Here is a 17,901-nt window from a genome sequence, read left to right as displayed (position 1 = left end):
TGGGTACCCTCTGGGGTATCCCGACGGAGGTGTTGGCGTGGATATCAGCGAAGACGTGGGGGCCGAGGTGGTTCGCCGGTTGCGCAGGGCCCAGGGCCAGGTCGGCGGCGTGATCGCGATGATCGAGGACGGCAGGGACTGCCGTGAGATCGTCACGCAGCTCGCCGCGGTCAGCAGAGCACTCGACAGGGCGGGGTTCAAGATCATCGCCAGCGGGCTGGCCGAATGCGGCCGCGACGCCGACCCCGACTCGGAACAGGTCAGGGCGGACCGGCTGGAACTGGAAAAGTTGTTCCTGTCCCTGGCCTGACAGGTTGTCCCGTTCGGCGCGGTGACAGGCCGAGGGCAGTCCGGCGCGCGCCACCGTCCGTGATGGACGTCATGAACCGGCGACGGCCGAACCCCTTGGAGACAACCGGAAAACCGCCGTGGTCCCCGAATATCGTCTTCGCTCAGTTGTCCGCGTTCTTGCGGCCGAACCGCAGGTAGGCGATCGGGCCGACGAAGTTGATGCCGATGACCAGGCCCCAGATTCGCTTCGGTCCCTTGACCTCGGCGGGTTTCCTGCGGGCGAGATCGGTCCACGCGAGTCCGGCGAGCCCGAACTGTACGGCGGTGGCCACGACGAGCAGTGCCTTCTTGGGGCCGCTCAATTGTTGCCAGCGCACCTTTCTCGTGGCCGCCGCGTCGACGAGGGCGGCTGCGGTGTCGTTGTCGGCCTGGCGGCCTTCGCCTCCGGCGGGGGCTCTGTGCTTGCTCACGCGGGGTCACCTTCGTACTCGATGGGCTTTTGGCCGAGCCTAAGGCATCGTCGGTGACGCCGCGCCCGGCCGATCCGCTCGCGCGCGGGCGACAGTGGGACACCGCGGGACACGTTCGAGGGCACGATGGAGTGACGATCGCGTCGCTGGGTGGTTGGCGCCGAGCGCCGGAGACAGCCAGGCGACGGGGCGCCCGCGAGCAACGACCGGCGAGGCAGTGTCTCTCCCGGGTGTCGCGGTAGGGGCTCGGTGGCCGCCCGGTGAGCGCGCGATGCGGACGGGCGGGGAAAACGCCCCTACAATCGAGCCATGCGCGAACCTCGCCCGGTCACCGAGGTACCCGACGTCGTCGGTTTCGAAGCAGGCGACGCATGTGAGATCGTGCGCCGCGCGGGGCTCGTCCCGATCGGTCCCGACGGCGAGGACGAGCCGACGACCGGCATCGTCACCGCGCAGCGACCGGTGGGTACCGCGGGAGCCGAGGAAGGAACACCGGTGGTGCTCTGGACCCATCCCGGCAAGGACGCGGCCGCGGAACTGGACGCACCCTCGCCGGTGAAGTCAGCGGTCCCCGTGTAACCGAGTTGTCTACAAAGGACGATCCGGTGCCGGTTCAGTCGTCGATCACGACCATCACCGGACGGTGATCGGAGCCAGGCTTGTCGCGACGGGCGGCCGGATCGTCGCCGACCGAACCCGGAATGCCGCCACCCGTTGTCACTGTGCCGATGCTGCCCACCAGTGCGTTACTCACCAGAACGTGGTCGATGAGTTCCCTTCGCCCTTGGTAAACACGGGAGAACCGGCTGACGTCCTCGATGAGCGGAGCCAGATTCCACAACCGGTCGCCGTCGCCGCGATCCGGCCTGTTGAAACCCGCCGTGCCGAACTCCGAACCGGGAGGACCGTTGAGCAGTGTGGTCGTCGCCGAGGACGGATCGTCGTTGAGATCACCCAGCACCACCAGTCGCCGCCGTCTGCCATCACCGTCGAGCAGCGCGGTGGCGTACGCGCGCACGGTCGCGGCCTCCGCCGCCCTCCTACCCAGCGCGTACACCGCGTACCTGGCGCGTTCGTCCTCGTCCTCCGGCGAGAACCGGCCGCCGGGAAAACTCAGCAGCTTGGACTTGAAATGGCAGCACACCAACTCGACGTCGTGATCCCCCGTGCTGACAGTGCAGTGCAACGCGGGACGTCCCATCCGGTCCGTCGTGTCGCCGTCGTCGTCGACCCGGACGGCGGGAAGCGGATCGGGGTACTTGCTCACCTGCCGAGGGGCCGACAGCCTCAGCCGCGAGACGAAACCCACCCTGATGCCTCTGCTGTCCGGCTCCGCGAGCTCGGTGTGCCACGCGCCGTCGAGCCGCTCGACGAGGTCGCCCAGCGCTTCGGGCTGGCCGACCTCCTGCACCGCCAGTACATCCGGAGCGAGATCGCCGATGGTTCCCGCCAGCGTCCGTAGTTTCGCCTCGTAGGCCTCGGTCGTGCGCGGCCCTGCCGCGGTGCCGGGACGGAACAGGTTCTCGAGATTCCACGTGCCGATAGCGACCATGGTCAGCTCCTGTCGGGATTCCCCCTGCGGACACAACTGTCCTCGCCGATGAGCGGTTGAGGCAAGCGGCGCGGGACCAAGGTCCCGCCCGGTCAGGACCTCCGTCCGAGGCGAAGGAACCGGTGAGTTTCTACTTTCGTTGACAGGGAGAGGAAACTTCGAGGAAAGGGGAACTCGATGAACAGCGCACCCGCACAGTGGCAACCCACCGCGGAGGAACGACACCGCGCTGCCCGCGCCATCGCGCACCACGCCACCGGCGCGGCCGACCTCGCCGAACTACTCGACATGCTCGGACTCGGCGCGGAGGAAGGCAGAACGCCACCGGAACGCCAGGACGCACCGGTGCACTGTCACGCGGGCGGCAACTGAGCCGGGCTGGGACAAAGGGCGGCCCGGCGCCGCTGGTGGCGCCCGGGCATCCCGCGACGCCGTGCGGCACAATCACGCCGTGGCGGCGAAACACAGCGCTGGAATCCTGCTGTTCCGGGGCGAAGGCGAGCGGACCGAGGTGTTGCTCGGTCACATGGGCGGGCCGTTCTGGGCCCGCAAGGACGACGGCGCGTGGTCGATACCGAAAGGCGAATGCGACCAGGACGAGGACCCGCTCACCGCCGCGAGACGGGAATTCGAGGAGGAACTGGGCATAGCGCCGCCGTCGGGCGAACCGCGAGCACTGGGTGAGGTCAGGCAATCGGGCGGCAAGCTCGTCACCGTCTGGGCGTTGGAGGGGGACCTCGACCCAGGCGACATCGTGCCGGGCACGTTCCGGCTCGAATGGCCACGCGGGTCCGGTCGCTACACCGACTTCCCCGAAATCGACAGAGCCGGCTGGTTCGGCCTCACCAGCGCCAAAGAAAAACTCGTCAAGGGGCAGCGCCCTTTCATCGACCGTCTCGCGGACCTGGTGGCCTGATCACGCGACACCGTAGGCGGATTCGAGTTCGTGGATGCAGTCGTCGACGATCCCGTGCATCCTCGGATCGTCCGAGCCGAGCGTGATCGTGTCGAAGTACCAGTTGGCCAGCCACAGACCCGCGGCCGTACCCGCCTCCGCGAACACGTGCCGAAGAACCTGCACGGCATGACCGGAATCGGTGTTCCTCGTCGCGGCAAGCAGTTCACCCGCCTGGCTGGCCATGTAGGGGTTGGCTGCGAACCTCGGCAGACTGTTGTGCATCGCCATGCTCCCAGTTGGTCCAGTACTCGCGGGGCCCCGGCGGGTACTGCGGGCCTGTTACCCGTTCGGGTATCACTTTAAACCCCCGCTTGTGGTTGTTTCGGCGCTGGGCCGACCGGCAAGTCCTGATCATGAGCGCGGTGCCGGAGATGGTGGGGGCGGAGTGCGGTCCGGTGCGTGTCGTCGGGGGACGCGCGGGGCGGATGATGTGGGCCGACGAGATGTCGGTCGGGGTGCTTTCGGCATACCCGGTGTGCGGCGGGATGGGCTTGTACAGCCTCGCCGCCGCGATCGAATTCGGCTGCGCTGCCTGCGAACAACTGGTCGAGGCAACGCTGGTCGCCGTGCGCGAGGGCTGGCTGGTGTGCCCGGGCTGTTACGGATCCTTGGCCGCTGGTCAGCCGCGTACCGCGGTGGAATTGGGGGCTTTCGGCCCTGCCGCGGTTCCGCTACCGGCGTCAAGCTATATCCGTTCGCCCGTTAGGGCCGCGGTGAAACGAGCGAATTCAGGGGTCCGTCCGCGGCAGGTATCGGTCGGTGGCGGGGAAATTACCGGTCGATATCGGGGGAGTGCACGCTGAGCAGGAGTCGGGGCCACTTGGCATGTGCACGATCCCGCTGGAGGTGCGGGCAGCCGGCGCGACGCGCGGGCTGCCCGCACCAATATGCGCACCTGTCCTCAGAATCGGCCGCCCGCTACAGTGAGTGCTCACTAACCGGTCTGGTGCGGCACCGAGAGGACGCTGAGCAGTGGGGACACGCGACGACATCATCACCGCCGCGACGGACATCATGCGCACCAAGGGCTACGCCAGCGCGACGACGAAGGAGATCGCACGCGCGGCCGGATACTCGGAGGCCGCGCTCTACAAGCACTTCACGGACAAGACCGAGATCTTCCTCAACGTCCTGCAGCGGCACCTTCCCGCGCTGGGAACCTCGCTCGACGAACTGAGCGACCTCGTCGGAAAGCGCACCGTCGCCGCGAACCTCGGCAAGGTCGCCGCCACCGCGATCGGCTTCTACGCCGAGAGTTTCCCCATCTCCGCCTCGTTGTTCTCCTCAAGGGCCCTGCTCGACGCGCACAGGGAACGCCTCGCCGAACTCGACGGCGGTACCGGGCCCAGGCGGCCCATCGACCTGCTCGCCGGTTACCTCCGCGAGGAGCAGCGCGTCGGAAGGGTGCTGCCGGACGCCGACCCCGATGCCGCGGCGGCACTGCTGCTCGGCGCGTGCTTCCAGCAGGGCTTCCTCGTCAACTTCGAGCACGGCGCCGCGAGCGACCGGCACAGCGCCGACGCCGCGACCGGACTCGTCGAAACCCTGCTCGGCGGGCTAGTCCCGGCGGCGGATCGCTGACCGCCGCCCTTCCGGGGAATCCGACGTCACCGTCGGCGCCGACCCCGCGAGCGGCCGTCCGGCCGACTCGGGAAGGAACACGACGCAAAGAAGGCCGATCGCGCCGGCGCCCATGAGGTAGTAGGCGGGCATGTTCAGCTCCCCCGTCCCCGCGATGAGTGCACTGAGGACGGTCGCGGTGGTCCCGCCGAAAAGCGAAACCGACACGTTGAACGCGATGGAGAGCCCGCCGGAACGGATCTCGGTCGGAAACAGCGCCGGCAGCGTCGAGGGCATCGTCCCGGAAAAACACACGAGGGTGAGCCCGATGAGGGCCAGGCCGAAGAACGTCGCCATCGTGCCTCCCTCACGCAGCAACAACACGGCGGGAAGAGACAACACCACAAGTGCCGCGCACCCGGCGAACAGGACCGGCCTCCTGCCGACCCGGTCACTGAGCCTGCCGACGAAGGTCACCACGACCATGAGCAACAGCAACACCGAAATCTGCAAGATCTGGGACATGGTCTGACCCGCACCCCGCTCGCCGTGCTCGGGAAGGGTCTCGGTGAGGAACGTCGGAACATAGCTGGTGAGCAGATAGTTGGTGACGTTCCAGGCCAGGACGAGTCCGACACACAGCAACAGCGCGCGCCAGTACTTCGTGAAAATGACCCGGTATTCGCTCGCGGTGGAGGTCAGCTTCGCGGGGGAACGGCCCTCGGCCAGATTGCCGAAAGCGGGAGTCTCCTCAAGCCGCAGCCGGAGATAGAGCCCGATCATGCCCAGCGGAAGGGCGATGAGGAACGGAATGCGCCAGCCCCAGCTCAGCAGCTGCTCCTCGGTCAGCGACGTCGTCAGCACGGTGGCCGTCGTCGCGCCGAGGATGTAGCCGGTGAGCGTCCCGAACTCCAGCCAGCTCCCCAGATAGCCGCGGCGCCGGTCGGGCGCGTACTCCGCGATGAAAGTCATGGCGTTGCCGTACTCGCCGCCCGTCGAGATGCCCTGCACCAGCCGTGCCAGCAACGCGAGAATGGGCGCCGCGATTCCGATGGAGGCGTAACTGGGAACCAGCCCGAGACAGCACGTTCCGACCGCCATCATCATGACCGTCAGCGAAAGGACCCGTTTGCGGCCGACCCGGTCGGCCAGCGGACCGAGGATGAGACCGCCGAGGGGACGCACGAGGAAGGACACCGCGAACAGACCGAACGTGGCGATGATCCCCATCGCGGGAGGAAGGCCGGAGAAGAAGACCTTGCTGATCGTGGCCGCCAGATAGCCGTAGACCCCGAAGTCGTACCACTCGGTGACGTTCCCGATGGCCGAGGCGGTGACGGCCCGCTTGACCGCCGCCCTGTCCGCGACATTGACGACAGTGTCCTTGGCGTCCTCGCCGTCCTCGGGCATCACCATCACTCCGGTTCGTGACCACCGGTGATCCCCGCGTCCCGGCTACCCGTGCCCCTGCGCGGAAAAACGGCACGTCACCCGTGCGGCGCTACGCGCGGTTCGCCGGTCCCTGCCCTTCCTCCGGCCCGGCGCCGGGGTACTGCGGCGAAGGCGGGGGAGTGGCACCCGGACGCCCTGCCTCCCACGGCTGCCGGGGTGCCTGCTGGGCGGGAAACCCGTAGCGAGGCGTCACGGGCTCCGCGCGCTCCCCAGCGGGCAGCAGCGCCACCAGCGCCCATGCCGCACCGGCGAGCGCGAGAACCGCCGCCGCGATGAGCAGCCACATACCCGCGCTCAGCCCCGCGTCGACGCCGACGTCGGAATCGCCTGCCGCGTCGCCCGTCGGCCGGAAAGTGTCCACCCAGCTCGCCGCCTGCATTCCGACCGTCCATACCGTGCCGGCCAGGAAGGCGGCGGCACCGGTGACGGACGCCGCGCCCAGCCCGCGCCTGGCCGCGCCGCTCGCGCGCGCCGTGAACAGCACGAGCGCCGCGGCGACCAGCAGTAGCACCGCGGCGAACACCAGCGGAACACCATTGACCGCGACGCCGCCCTCCCGCGTGGGCGCGTCCGTGTCGAACCCCCACGCGGTGATGCCGATCGAAAGCTGGCGCGTGCCGAGCAGGCTCAGCTCACCCGAGAACAACGGAATGAACGAACCGGCGACCGTCAGCGCGGCGGCCAGCACACACAACACCGCGACCGGTAACGAACGGCTCGCTACCGATCGCCCGGACCCGCCAGGCATGGGCGGAGGTGCCCCCGTGGCGTGCGCGGGACCGGGCTGGGCGTACTGACCGAACTGCCCCGCCTGCCCGCCAGGCGCCGGTTGAGCGGGCTGACCTGGCTGGGAAGCGTGCGGCGGCCATGCGCCCTGCGGCGCGCCGGGCACCTGCTCGTCTCCCGCTCCGGGCTGGCTGGAATGGCCGTAGGGCCCAGGTGTGGACATCGGGCCATTTTCTCAGCGCTCGGCCGGGTACACCAGCGGTGTTCAGCCGGTCAGGCGGATACCCGACTCGGGGTCGAAAGTGTGCGCCGCGCCCGCGTCCCGCAGCGTCACCCTGATGGTGTCGCCGAACGAAGGGGTGTTGTGCACCTCGGTGCGCACGATGAACCGTTCGAGATTGCCGCCGACGTCGACCTGGCCGTACACGTAGGCGTCGGAACCCAGTACCTCGACCAGCTCCACCTTCAGTTCGAGCGCGGGCTCGCCTGGATCGGCGGGCCGCAGCCCTTCCGGCCTGATCCCGACCGTGACCTCGCGCAGGCTCGCGTCCGCCCCGGCCAGCACGTCGCGCGCGATGGGCACGGTGAGGCCGTCCAGTTTCGCGCCCTCGGCGGTCAGCGGCACGGTCGTGAGGTTCATGGCGGGGGAGCCGATGAAGCCCGCGACGAACACGTTGCCCGGCGTGTCGTAGAGCGTCCTCGGAGTGTCGCACTGCTGGAGAACGCCGTCCTTGAGCACGGCGACCCTGTGCCCCATGGTCATGGCTTCGATCTGGTCGTGCGTGACGTAGACCGTGGTCGTCGCGAGCCTGCTCTGCAACGCGGTGATGTTCGCCCTCGTCTCCACCCTGAGCTTGGCGTCCAGGTTGGACAGCGGCTCGTCCATCAGGAACACGGCGGGCTCCCTGACGATCGCGCGGCCCATCGCGACCCGCTGCCGCTGACCGCCGGAGAGTGCCTTCGGCTTGCGGTGGAGGTAGTCGGTCAGATCGAGCAGCTTCGCCGCCTCCTCGACGCGCGAGGCGATCTCCGTCTTGCTGATGCGCTTGATCTTGAGCGCGAATCCCATGTTCTCCGCGACCGTCATGTGCGGATAGAGCGCGTAGGACTGGAACACCATGGCGATGTCCCTGTTCTTCGGCGAGACATCCGTGACGTCCCTGCCGCCGATGGTGATCGTGCCCTCGTCGACGTCCTCAAGACCGGCGAGCATGCGCAACGCCGTGGACTTCCCCGACCCCGAAGGACCGACCAGCACGAGGAACTCGCCGTCGGCGATGTCGAGTGACAGTGTGTCGACGGCGCGCACCGGCGGGTTGCCCTGGTAGACGCGGGACGCTTCGCGGAACGCGACATCGGCCATGATGCGGGAGTCCTCTCCATGCGGTGCGGGCCCTCACTACTGGCCCGCCGGGTGCACACTGTCTAGCCGACACCGCTCTCCGGTGACTAGAGTTAAATAGTCCAATAGACGAACAAACCTAGTCCGTGGAGGCGGCGTGGAAGCGGATTCACCTGCCAGACCGGTGCGCCAGCACGAGCACAACCTCGCGCTCGTGATGCGCCTCGCCGCTGCCGAGGGGTCCTCGTCGCGGGCACGACTCGCCGAGGCGAGCGGGCTCACGAAGTCCACCGTCACCCAGCTCACCGGCGAACTCATCGAGGGCGGACTGCTCAGGGAAATCGGAACCGGCAGGGTGAGCGGACCGGGGCGGCCGGCGAACCTGCTGGTGCTCAACTCGCTGGGACCGGCCGCCATCGGATTGCAGATCGAGGCCGATCACGTCGCGGGCTGCCTCGTCGACCTCACCGGCAGGGTCAGGGACAGGGCCCTTCGCAAGGCCGACGATCTGCGCGGCGATCCGGCGAGGGCGGTCAGGGCGGCCGAACCAGTGCTGCGGCGCCTGCTCAACACGGCCAACAGCACGGACAACGTCGTGGCGGGAGTCGCGGTGGGGCTACCCGGCAGGATCGGCGGGCGGCCGGAGACCGCCACCGTGTCGTCGGCCGGACTCGGCTGGCCGGAAACCGGCCTTTCCCGCCTGCTCGGGGCCCGGCTCGACGGGCTCGGCGGCGGCAGTATCCCGGTCACCGCACACAACAGCGACCGGCTCGGGGCGCTCGCCGAGGAATGGTCCGGCGGAGCGGGGGGTGTCCCGCTCGTCTATGTCGGCGGCGAGTTCGGGCTGGGCGCCGGTGTACTGAACGAGGGCGTGCCGCTCAGAGGAAACAACGGAGCGGCAGGGGAGATCGGGCACGTCAGGGTCAGGGCGCGTGGCGAACGCTGCGGGTGCGGGCGAATGGGCTGCCTCGACACCGTCGCGGGCCAGCAGGCGATCCTGACCGCTGCCGGAACCGGCAGGCCCGCCAGTTCGCGGCTCACCGGCGGCGCGGGCCCGCTGCCCGCGTTGCTCGCGGAGGGAGATCGCGCGGCGCTCGCCGCGGTACGGCGCGCGGGCACGGCACTCGGCGACGTACTCGGTGGCCTCGTCCCCGCCGTCGATCCCGGGCTGATCGTGCTCGGCGGGCGGCTCGCCGCGCTGGGGGAGCCGCTGACCGATGCCGTCCGTGCCGCGCTCGCGAAGCGCAGTCCCGCGCTCGCGACGGAACTCGTGGTGCGCGTGTCCGCCATGCCTGCCGACATCGTGGCGAGAACGGCGGCGGCGACGGTGACCCGTGAGCTGATCAGGTCACCGGCGCGATGGCTCGCCGCGTGATGCGAAAATGGACGGATGAGTTCTACGTTCGTGTTCGTTCACGGGTCCAACGGCAACTCCTTCTACTGGGCGCCGTTGCAGCGGGAACTTGCACTCGCCGGACACCGCTCACTGGCCGTCGACCTCCCCGGTCACGGCTACGCGGCGACCTTCCCTTCCGGGTACCAGGCCCCGCAGGACCCGGCCGCGCTGGCGACCACGCCCTCGGCCATGGCGGGGATCACGCTCGCGGAGACCACCGAACACCTCGCCGATGTCGTGCGCAGGGCGGGTGAGCACGGGCCCGTCATCGTGGTCGCCCACAGCAGGGGCGGATTTCCGCTGACCTCGCTGGGAAACAACCACCCCGAACTGATCGCCCGCATGGTTTACATCTCGGCGTGGTGCCCCGTCGATGTCAGCGGCGCCGAATACAGCGAGTCGCCGGAGAACGCGGAATCGTTGCTGCCGGAGGCATTCGGCGTCGTCGTGGCCGACCCCGCCTCGCTCGGGGCGATCAGGATGAACTGGCGGACGGCCGATCCCGCGCTGCTTGCCGTTCTCAAGCGCACGATGCTGGAGGACGGGACCGACGAGGAATTCCACGCCGTGCTCAACCTGCTTGAGCCCGACGAGATGTTCGACATCGGCACGGAGGCCGACCGGGCACGGGCCGACACCTGGGGTCGCGTGCCGCGCACCTACATCCGGCTCACCGAGGACCGCTCCATCCCGGTGGCGCTCCAGGATCGCTTCATCAAAGAGGCCGACGCGCTGACTCCGGACAACCCGTTCGATGTCCGGTCACTGACCAGTAGTCACATGAGGTTCGTCGTGCACCCGGCCGAGGCCGCGACCATGCTCGGCGAACTGGCGGGTTGACCAGCGACTTGCCTTGGGTGTCACTGAGAGCGCATGGTCTATACCACTGGTTCCGGCGACGATCCGCTCACGATGGAGCCGCAGCGGATCGCGTGAGGACGGTCAGCGAAGGGCGAACCGTAGATTCGCGACCTTTCCGGCGCGCGTCACACTGACCGGTTCGAGCTTGATGTGCTGCTCGACCTGGCCGAACAGCCTGGTTCCCTCACCGATCAGCACGGGCGCGAGGTGAATGAGGATGTCGTCGACGAGTCCGGCGGCGAGACACTGCTGGACGACGTTCGCGCCGAGGACGAGAACATTGCCGCCACCGGCCGCGGCGTGCGCCGTCGCGACGGCCTCGGCGACGGGACAGTCCAGAAACCGGATGCTGGGATCCCGCTCGTCGCCGGGCGGGTTGTGGGTGAGCACGAACTGGGGCCCGCTCCACGCTCCGCCGAACGGTTCGTTCGTCTCCTCCGGTCCGCTGGTGTCGCGGCCGACGTCGTAGCAGCGCCGTCCGCTCAGGATCGCTCCCGTCGTCGCGATGACCTCGTCGACCTCCTCGTTGGGACCCGCGTAATCGAAGATCCAGTCCATGCTGTGGTCAGGGCCCGCGATGAAGCCGTCGAGCGACATCGAGACGTGCACCAGCGTTCTTCCCATGCTTTTCTCCTTATCGGGACGATCTGCCGTCGTGGGTTCGACTCCCGGCTCGGGGGAAACTCATCGGCCGCGATCGTGTCGAGGGGAGATTGTGAAGCACGCCACCGGATCAGGGCACGGGGTGCTCCTCGGCGAGTGTTTCGGGAGCGGACAGCCGCCACGCCTCGTAGACCAGTTCGCCGAGTTCGGCTGCGTCGATCTTCGCGAGCTGGACGACGACCCAGCCGAAACCGCTGGTCGTGAACTGCACCTCGAACACCTGCGGCCGCTCGTAGACCAGCGCCTGTTGCTCCGACAGTGTCTGCTTGAGACCAACCGTCCGCGTCTTCGGCCAGTGATAGCCGAACCGTGTGCCGCGCACGCTGAACGAGGTGTACTCCGCTGACGCGGCACTGTCGACCTCGGCCAGGTCGTTGACGATTCGCAGAAACTGGTCGGCTCGCACTCCCATGCCGGACATTCTCGCCGACGGCACCGACAATCCGGCGATCACCGCCGGGGAACAGAGCACGAAGGGGCATCTCGTCGTCCCGGATGCGGATCTCGTCGCCCTGGACGGGGGACTCGCCGGGTGGCGGGCACGGCCCCCGCCACCCGGCGAGTACTCAGAACCGGACCGTGCGCAGGTACCGGTACCCACGCTTCGCGGTCAGCAACGGCGAGACCGGCTGATCGTGCTCGACGACGTACTCCCGCGTGCCGGAATACCGGCGCTGACCGAAGATGCGGGGAAAGTCGATCGTTCCGTACCCGAGATCGGCGAACGACCCGTCGACGGCCCTGTCCTTGACGTGCAGCACCGGGAACCGGCCGGGAGCACGCCGGAAATAGGCGACCGGGTCGTAGCCCGCGTGCACGATCCAGTACAGATCCAGCTCGAAGTCCACGTATCGCGGATCGGTACCGTCGAGCAGGATGTCGTAAAGCACCTCGCCGTCCACGGTGTCGAAATCGAACCCGTGGTTGTGGTAAAGGAACCCCAGACCGGCGGCCCGCGCCGCCTCGCCAGCGACGTTGAACTCCGAGGCGACCTGGCGGTAGCCCGCCGGGTTCTGCAACGAGCCCGGCAGCGACGGGACCACGACGTACTCGACGCCGAGCACGTGCGCGTCGTCGAGCTCTCGCTGCCAGTCGCCCCCGATGGCGTCGAGGCTCAGGTGGGTCAGCACCGCCCGCAACCCCGCCCTGTCGAGCATGGCGCGGAACTCCGCCGGTGAGTGGCCGTAGAGACCGCTGACCCCCACCGTGGCGTAGCCCATCCGGCCGAGCGCGTCGAGCGTTCCCTGCGCGTCCTCGGTCATCAGTGACCGCACCGTGTAGAGCTGGATGCCGATGTGGCCGGGCGGGACCACCCGCCGCGAGGATACGGCCACGGCGGGACCGGCCGAGGCGAGCGCCCCGGCTCCCGCGATGGCGGCACCTCCGGCGAGCTGGAGGAAACCACGCCTGCTCGCTCTCATTGCTGCACACCCTTTCCGTTGAATTGCAGCACATCCATCGAAAGCAGGTCGTCCTTCTCCGGTGTCCATTCCGGATTCACGAACACCGCGTAGAGCGTGAAGCTCCGTCCCGGGTCGGTCAGAGCGACCGTGGAATCCACCAGGTCGTCCCAGCCGCCGGTGTTGCCTACGTCCGTGGAGCCGAGCAGTTCGCCGTCGGGGCCGTCGGCCCTGAACTCGATGACCCCGCCGAGGCCACCCGAACTCGCCGTGACCGTCACGGAGTCGATGCCGGTGAGGTTGAGCGGATCGTAGGCGACCCAGTCGCCGTGCTCGATCTCGCCGAGCCGCTTGCCTGCCGAGGCGCCGGGCCGGTCGAGTACCTCGACGCCTTCGCTCTGTTCGAAGTGCTCGGCCTCCTTGTGCTTCGGTTCCAGCGTGAGGTGTGCCGAGCCGGTGAGACCGGGAACACCCGGCGCGCCACCGTCGGTGTACTGCGCGCTCAGTGCCGCGTAGAGGTTCTGCCCCGGCCCGTGGCTGTCACCGGTGTCGGTCTTGATCTCGCCGGTGCATCCGGTGACGTTGTCCATCGGGTGCAGGTGATCGTCGTGCCCGAGCTGGGACTGGACGACGACCTGGGAGCAGTCGATCTCGCCGTCCTCTGGATCCTCGACGTGGACGGCGAACGGGATCGAGGCGCCCCAGTCGAACATGCCGCCGTGCGGTGGCAGTTCGATCGTGACCTCGGGCCGGGTGTTGCCCGCCGTGATGACCGAGGCCGCGACGGCGGTGAGTTCGCTGGTCGTGCTGGTCACGGTCAGCCTGGTCCGGTACTGGCCTGGTTCGGTGAACGTGTGGACGGGGTTGGCCTCCGTGGAGTCGACGGTGCCGTCACCGTCGAAGTCCCACGCGTGGCTGACGGGCTCGCCGTCGCCCCCGCCCGATCCCTCGCTGGAGAACTCCACCGTCAGCGGCGCGGGACCGGAATCGGCCGAGACGCCGATCGCCGCGCTGGGAACCCTGCCTTCGGCGACGTAGTCGATGCGGTGGATACCGGCGCCCTCGTTGCTGCCGCCGCGCCCGGTGCCGCTTCCCTCACCGAAGTCGATGACGTACAGGGAACCGTCCGGTCCGAACTCCGCTTCGAACGGCTGAGTCCATGACATGTCGTCGAATATGCCGTTGATCGAGAGCAGGTCACCGGAATGCGCGGGATCGAATCGCGGATCGGTGAAGCTCTGGTCCTCTTGCTGGACCGACATCGTCTTGAACCACTGCCTCGTCAGCTCGAAGGCGAACCACTTGCCGTCGAAGTACTCGGGGAACTTCGTGACGAGCGGGTTGTCGTGGTCGTAGCGGTAGACGGGACCGGCCATCGGGCCGCCGCCACCGGTGCCGAGTTCGGGGAATTCGGCCGAAGCGGAGTAGGCGTAGGGGACCCACGCGGGCTGAGCGGCGGGAAGCTCGCGAAGCCCCGTGTTGTTGGGCGAGTCGTTCACCGGTGCGGCGCAGTCGAATTCGGGACCGGATTCACCGGTGGCGAAATCGTAGTCCCTGAACGGGATGTTGTCGCCGACGCAGTACGGCCAGCCATGGTTTCCGGCTTCCGTCACGCGAAGGAACTCGACCGTCCCTTCCGGACCTCGTTGCGGATCCGCCTGCCGCGCGTCCGGCCCGTAGTCGCCGACGTACAGCGCCCCCGTAGGCGAGTCGACGGTGATCCGGAACGGATTGCGCAACCCCATGACGTAGATCTCCGGCAGGGCTCCCTCCGTGCCTTCGGCGAAGAGGTTGCCTTCGGGGATGGTGTAGCCGCCGTCCGGTTGTGGCGTGATCCGCAAGACCTTGCCGCGAAGGTCGTTGGTGTTCGCGCTCGTGCCTTGGGCGTCCCAGGCCCGCCTGCCCTCGCGTTCGTCGATCGGGCTGAACCCGTCGGAGGCGAAGGGATCGGTGTTGTCACCGGTGGCGATGTACAGATCGCCACCGTCGTCGATCGCGAGCGAACCGGCCATGTGCGAGTTCGCTCTTCCCTCTCCCCGGAAGGTGGGGATCTCCAGCAGCCGCCGCTCGCTCGCCTCGTCGACGGTGTTGTCCTCGGACACCGTGAACCTGGATACGTTGAGCTGCGCCTTCTCCTTGTCCGAGTACATCAGGTACAGCCACTGATTGTCGGCGAAGCGGGGATCGAGGGTGAGCCCGAGCAGCCCGTCGGACTGGCTCGTCATGTCGGACGAGTAGGCGAAGTCCAGCGCGGTCGTCGTCTCAAGGGTTTCCTGGTCGACGACTTTCAGCGCGCCCGTGCGCTGGATGTAGAAGACCCTGCGATCCTCGGCGACCGCCAGTTCGAACGGGTCGGCCAGACCTTCGGTGACGAGCGGGATGCTCTGGAAGTTTCCGGTCTGCGTCGCCGAGCAGTCACCGGGAACGGCGCCTGCCGCCCAGTTGATCCCGCCGAGCAGATGTGTCCTGAAGAGCGGGTCGGCGAAGGTCTCCTTGTCGTGCCCTCCCGCCGTGAACCACGACCTGCCGCCCTCGTAGTTCTGGCACCACGACCACGGATGGTCGACGCCCTGATCGAGTCCGGTGACGCCGTCCCCGACCTTGATCTGTGCCAGCGTGTGCACCTTGCCCGTCGGGTTGACCCGCCAGTTGTACCATTCCTCGCTCTTCTCCCACAGCTCTGGGAGATCCTTTGTGGACGGATGGACTCTGTCGAGTACCTTGACCCTGCCGACCTGCGGCTCCGGGTGATTGTCGAAGATCGCGCCGACAAGTCCCTCGTACCACGGCCAGTCGCGCTCGCTCGCCGACGCGGCGTGGATGCCGATGAAACCGCCGCCTGCCTCTACGAACCGCTGGAACGCGGCCCGCTGATTCTCGTCGAGCAGGTCGCCCGATTCCGGAGTGGAATTGGTGTTGTTGAAGACGATGGCGTCGAATCGCGCCAGATTGCGGTCGGTGAAGGATTTCGCGTCATCGGTGGCCGTGACGGTGAACCCGTTCTTGGCGCCGAGGTCGCGAATGGCCTTGACGCCGGCCTTGATCGAGTCGTGCTCGAAGTTGGTGACCTTGGAAAAGACCAGGAGGTTGAACGCGGGTTTCGCCGCCGAGGCCGGCAACGCGGCCGCCAGTCCGGCGATCAACACGGCCACCAGTGTGGCGGCCATTTTTCGCGAGAAGGACACGGGACTCCTCTCCACGGTGAGAGTGCTGCGAGCGGCAGCGGGCAACGTCGCCGGATTCGTGCCCGCCCCTCAGGCTGCTCGATCGTCGCGTGAAAGCGCTTTCTTGATGGCGTATACCACGCTACTTCGCCGTGTCGCCAAGTCAATACGGCATTCGGAGGAGTGGTGATCACGCGATACCGGGGCCGTTGTCACCGGAGTACCACCCGAGTGCCACTCGCGGGCGGCATGATCGCGCCCGCGCTGGTGTGGCCGACGACCGTCGGGAATCCCGGCAATCGGTTGCCGGTACTCGCGCGGCCGGGTGAGTGAGCTGAGGAACGGATGACACATCGGAACGGGGCCCAGGGGGGTCCACAGTGGCACGTGCCGCATGGGGGTCGGCACGTGCCACCGGCCCAGTCATGGCAGGGCTTTCCCGCGCAGGGGCCGCCACAGGCTTACGCGTCAGGACCGGGCGGGCCCCGGCAACCGAAGCGGGGCAAGGTGATTGCCCTCTCCGCGATCGCGGTCGCCGTCGTCGCGGCCGTTACCGTGACCGCGGTCGTCCTGCTCGGCGGGGACGAATCCGGCGGGGACGCGGCGCGCGGGAACGGGCAGCCACCGGGCGAGGCGGGTATTCCCGCCTACGAACCGGAGAACACCGCCGAGGCGCACAGTACGGCCGAATGGGATCAGCCGCTGCCGCTGCCCGTCGACACCGAGTGCGCGTGGACCGACGACGCGATGCCGGACATGGAGCGGCTGGGCTTCGCCCGCGCGGGGGTCTCCGGAACGGGCTGCCAGTTCATCAAGCAGGACGAGAACACCGTCGTGCAAGTCCGCACGTACCAGCCGTACAACGAGGTCACGCAGGACTCGCAACTGATGGAGCCGGTCGAGGTGGCGGGGCTGACCGGGCGCAAGTACGACTTCGGCTACTCGGAGGACAGCACCCATTGCAGCGTCGAACTGGATGTGCGGTCGCTGGGTTCGCTCGCCGTCGACGGCTACGCCAGGGACGACGGCGGTGACCGCGACGCGCACTGCGACATGGCGCTCTCCGCTGCCGAAGCACTCGCGGCCAGGTATGTGCCGCTCGCCGGTGGCACGCCGCATCCGGACGCTCCACAAGGGCCTCCCGATGACGCGCTCGCCGGAGGTACGGCCTGCGATGTCGTCGGCACCTCCGTCGTCTATTTCGGCATTTCCTCGGAGGGAGGGCGGCAGGAGAGTGACGAACGAGGCGACCTGTGCCGCTTCGAGGAAGGCGACCTGAGCCTCGACGCGCTCGTCACCGCCGAATCCACCGGGCTCGCCGGGCTGCCCGCGACCGAGGGGGCGACGGTGACCGAGACATCCCTCGGTCCGCTGCCCCTGCGCACGGAGCAGACGCCCGATCGGTGTGTGGTGTCCGCGGAGTTCGGCAACGGCCAGGTGCTCTCGCTCGACCTCGGCTCGACCGCAGGCGAAGCCGGTCCGGCGACCTGCCTCGCGGGCAGAGTCGTGCTCGCCGAGACCGCGTTGTCGGCGCTCGGCGCCCTGTGAACCGTCCGGTGGGTACGGCACCCCCGGCCCGCTAGGCTCATCGGCGGTGGTCGAACCACCACCGAGGCTGCGGGCTGGGGGCTGAGTGATCTGGACATGGCGGCTGCTGGCACCGCTGATCTCGGTCTTGATCATCGTGCTCGCCGTGCGGGAGGCGCCCTCGGCGTTCGCGGCGAGCTTCGGTTCCGGCGTCAGTGGTGAGTTCACGGCGACAAGGGTCGTGAGCGCGGCGCGGGGCTCGGCCATGTACTACGGCGACTTCGTGCCGTCGGACGGCTCGCCGGAGCGCCGCGACATCGCACTCGTGCCAGGCGGCGGGGTCTCCGCGGTCGGCGAGACCATCGACGCGCTGGACACTGGCAATCCGCGTGGCGTGTACCCGGCGAACGGCTCCGTCGACTGGGTGTGGATCACGCTCCTCGGGGGAGGCGCCGCTGTCGTACTGATCGCCTGGTTCGTCAGCGTCGTCTCCGCGGTGCGGGCCAGGGTGTCGCGCACCTAACTGATACAGGTTCCTC

19 protein-coding genes are annotated in these 17,901 nt (G+C 68.3%); 9 read left to right on the top strand and 10 right to left on the bottom strand.

Annotated elements, in window-relative coordinates; all coding sequences use genetic code 11:
- Positions 1 to 37 precede the first annotated feature (37 nt).
- Entirely contained in the window at positions 38 to 310 is a 273-nt protein-coding gene (locus tag BAY61_RS19395; RefSeq protein WP_091808273.1) for a metal-sensitive transcriptional regulator, read from the top strand.
- A gap of 142 nt (positions 311 to 452) precedes the next feature.
- Here BAY61_RS19395 and BAY61_RS19390 read toward each other — a convergent pair whose 3' ends face one another.
- A complete protein-coding gene (locus BAY61_RS19390; RefSeq protein WP_245865255.1) occupies positions 453 to 761 on the bottom strand; it encodes a PLDc N-terminal domain-containing protein in 309 nt (102 codons plus the stop codon).
- A 309-nt stretch (positions 762 to 1,070) separates the two neighbouring features.
- Between BAY61_RS19390 and BAY61_RS19385 the strand changes: the two genes are divergently transcribed.
- Positions 1,071 to 1,340 (top strand): PASTA domain-containing protein, encoded by a 270-nt coding sequence (locus tag BAY61_RS19385; protein WP_091808274.1) that lies wholly within the window; start codon positions 1,071 to 1,073, stop codon positions 1,338 to 1,340.
- A 34-nt stretch (positions 1,341 to 1,374) separates the two neighbouring features.
- On the opposite strand, the gene BAY61_RS19380 is transcribed toward BAY61_RS19385, so the two are convergent.
- Positions 1,375 to 2,313 (bottom strand): endonuclease/exonuclease/phosphatase family protein, encoded by a 939-nt coding sequence (locus tag BAY61_RS19380; protein WP_091808276.1) that lies wholly within the window; start codon positions 2,311 to 2,313, stop codon positions 1,375 to 1,377.
- Positions 2,314 to 2,490: 177 nt separating this feature from the next.
- Between BAY61_RS19380 and BAY61_RS19375 the strand changes: the two genes are divergently transcribed.
- Both BAY61_RS19375 and BAY61_RS19370 read left to right on the top strand, forming a co-directional pair.
- Positions 2,491 to 2,685 (top strand): hypothetical protein, encoded by a 195-nt coding sequence (locus BAY61_RS19375; protein ID WP_091808277.1) that lies wholly within the window; start codon positions 2,491 to 2,493, stop codon positions 2,683 to 2,685.
- 79 nt (positions 2,686 to 2,764) lie between these two features.
- Positions 2,765 to 3,229 (top strand): NUDIX hydrolase, encoded by a 465-nt coding sequence (locus BAY61_RS19370; protein WP_091808526.1) that lies wholly within the window; start codon positions 2,765 to 2,767, stop codon positions 3,227 to 3,229.
- Here the strand turns inward: BAY61_RS19370 and BAY61_RS19365 are convergent, their stop codons facing one another.
- A complete protein-coding gene (locus BAY61_RS19365; protein WP_143021412.1) occupies positions 3,230 to 3,493 on the bottom strand; it encodes a hypothetical protein in 264 nt (87 codons plus the stop codon).
- A gap of 750 nt (positions 3,494 to 4,243) precedes the next feature.
- On the opposite strand from BAY61_RS19365, the gene BAY61_RS19355 reads away from it, so the two are divergent.
- Positions 4,244 to 4,852, top strand: a complete 609-nt coding sequence (locus BAY61_RS19355) for a TetR/AcrR family transcriptional regulator (RefSeq protein WP_091808281.1) — start codon at positions 4,244 to 4,246, stop codon at positions 4,850 to 4,852.
- Here BAY61_RS19355 and BAY61_RS19350 read toward each other — a convergent pair.
- The 3 genes from BAY61_RS19350 to BAY61_RS19340 form a co-directional block, all read right to left on the bottom strand.
- Entirely contained in the window at positions 4,829 to 6,241 is a 1,413-nt protein-coding gene (locus BAY61_RS19350; protein WP_211323534.1) for an MFS transporter, read from the bottom strand. The two genes, BAY61_RS19355 and BAY61_RS19350, sit on opposite strands and share 24 nt — an antisense overlap.
- 91 nt (positions 6,242 to 6,332) lie before the next feature.
- A complete protein-coding gene (locus BAY61_RS19345; protein ID WP_143021413.1) occupies positions 6,333 to 7,232 on the bottom strand; it encodes a hypothetical protein in 900 nt (299 codons plus the stop codon).
- A gap of 42 nt (positions 7,233 to 7,274) precedes the next feature.
- The gene (locus tag BAY61_RS19340) at positions 7,275 to 8,372 is read right to left on the bottom strand and encodes an ABC transporter ATP-binding protein (RefSeq protein ID WP_091808286.1); all 1,098 of its coding nucleotides are present in this window, start codon (positions 8,370 to 8,372) and stop codon (positions 7,275 to 7,277) included.
- A 136-nt stretch (positions 8,373 to 8,508) separates the two neighbouring features.
- Between BAY61_RS19340 and BAY61_RS19335 the strand changes: the two genes are divergently transcribed.
- Positions 8,509 to 9,726, top strand: coding sequence for an ROK family transcriptional regulator (locus BAY61_RS19335; RefSeq protein WP_091808288.1), 1,218 nt, complete (start codon positions 8,509 to 8,511; stop codon positions 9,724 to 9,726).
- 15 nt (positions 9,727 to 9,741) lie between these two features.
- Positions 9,742 to 10,587, top strand: coding sequence for an alpha/beta hydrolase (locus BAY61_RS19330; protein ID WP_091808290.1), 846 nt, complete (start codon positions 9,742 to 9,744; stop codon positions 10,585 to 10,587).
- A 102-nt stretch (positions 10,588 to 10,689) separates the two neighbouring features.
- Here BAY61_RS19330 and BAY61_RS19325 read toward each other — a convergent pair whose 3' ends face one another.
- The 4 genes from BAY61_RS19325 to BAY61_RS19310 all read right to left on the bottom strand — a co-directional run bounded on the left by BAY61_RS19325 (position 10,690) and on the right by BAY61_RS19310 (position 15,856).
- Complete coding sequence (locus BAY61_RS19325; protein WP_211323535.1) at positions 10,690 to 11,232, bottom strand: dihydrofolate reductase family protein; 543 nt, start codon at positions 11,230 to 11,232, stop codon at positions 10,690 to 10,692.
- A gap of 109 nt (positions 11,233 to 11,341) precedes the next feature.
- On the bottom strand, positions 11,342 to 11,683 hold the full coding sequence (locus BAY61_RS19320) for an MmcQ/YjbR family DNA-binding protein (RefSeq protein WP_091808529.1): 342 nt from the start codon (positions 11,681 to 11,683) through the stop codon (positions 11,342 to 11,344).
- Between the two features lie 154 nt (positions 11,684 to 11,837).
- Complete coding sequence (locus BAY61_RS19315; RefSeq protein ID WP_091808292.1) at positions 11,838 to 12,692, bottom strand: sugar phosphate isomerase/epimerase family protein; 855 nt, start codon at positions 12,690 to 12,692, stop codon at positions 11,838 to 11,840.
- Positions 12,689 to 15,856, bottom strand: coding sequence for a ThuA domain-containing protein (locus BAY61_RS19310; protein WP_245865253.1), 3,168 nt, complete (start codon positions 15,854 to 15,856; stop codon positions 12,689 to 12,691). Before BAY61_RS19310 ends, BAY61_RS19315 begins: the two co-directional genes overlap by 4 nt.
- A gap of 387 nt (positions 15,857 to 16,243) precedes the next feature.
- Between BAY61_RS19310 and BAY61_RS19305 the strand changes: the two genes are divergently transcribed.
- Together BAY61_RS19305 and BAY61_RS19300 are read left to right on the top strand one after the other, a co-directional pair.
- Entirely contained in the window at positions 16,244 to 17,383 is a 1,140-nt protein-coding gene (locus tag BAY61_RS19305; protein WP_143021414.1) for a hypothetical protein, read from the top strand.
- An 85-nt stretch (positions 17,384 to 17,468) separates the two neighbouring features.
- Complete coding sequence (locus BAY61_RS19300) at positions 17,469 to 17,885, top strand: hypothetical protein (protein WP_091808298.1); 417 nt, start codon at positions 17,469 to 17,471, stop codon at positions 17,883 to 17,885.
- Positions 17,886 to 17,901 lie beyond the last annotated feature (16 nt).

Origin of the sequence: Prauserella marina (assembly GCF_002240355.1) — a bacterium.
GTDB lineage: Bacteria > Actinomycetota > Actinomycetes > Mycobacteriales > Pseudonocardiaceae > Prauserella_A > Prauserella_A marina.
This window is presented reverse-complemented; position numbering and strand designations above follow the sequence as displayed.

What these genes read in the sequence shown, in the direction of transcription:
- BAY61_RS19315 (WP_091808292.1), bottom strand. Translation starts at nt 12,692, where the DNA reads ATGAGAGCGAGCAGGCGTGGTTTCCTCCAGCTCGCCGGAGGTGCCGCC.
- BAY61_RS19345 (WP_143021413.1), bottom strand. Translation starts at nt 7,232, where the DNA reads ATGTCCACACCTGGGCCCTACGGCCATTCCAGCCAGCCCGGAGCGGGA.
- BAY61_RS19340 (WP_091808286.1), bottom strand. Translation starts at nt 8,372, where the DNA reads ATGGCCGATGTCGCGTTCCGCGAAGCGTCCCGCGTCTACCAGGGCAAC.
- BAY61_RS19325 (WP_211323535.1), bottom strand. Translation starts at nt 11,232, where the DNA reads ATGGGAAGAACGCTGGTGCACGTCTCGATGTCGCTCGACGGCTTCATC.
- BAY61_RS19330 (WP_091808290.1), top strand. Translation starts at nt 9,742, where the DNA reads ATGAGTTCTACGTTCGTGTTCGTTCACGGGTCCAACGGCAACTCCTTC.
- BAY61_RS19385 (WP_091808274.1), top strand. Translation starts at nt 1,071, where the DNA reads ATGCGCGAACCTCGCCCGGTCACCGAGGTACCCGACGTCGTCGGTTTC.
- BAY61_RS19375 (WP_091808277.1), top strand. Translation starts at nt 2,491, where the DNA reads ATGAACAGCGCACCCGCACAGTGGCAACCCACCGCGGAGGAACGACAC.
- BAY61_RS19320 (WP_091808529.1), bottom strand. Translation starts at nt 11,683, where the DNA reads ATGGGAGTGCGAGCCGACCAGTTTCTGCGAATCGTCAACGACCTGGCC.
- BAY61_RS19350 (WP_211323534.1), bottom strand. Translation starts at nt 6,241, where the DNA reads ATGCCCGAGGACGGCGAGGACGCCAAGGACACTGTCGTCAATGTCGCG.
- BAY61_RS19380 (WP_091808276.1), bottom strand. Translation starts at nt 2,313, where the DNA reads ATGGTCGCTATCGGCACGTGGAATCTCGAGAACCTGTTCCGTCCCGGC.
- BAY61_RS19365 (WP_143021412.1), bottom strand. Translation starts at nt 3,493, where the DNA reads ATGCACAACAGTCTGCCGAGGTTCGCAGCCAACCCCTACATGGCCAGC.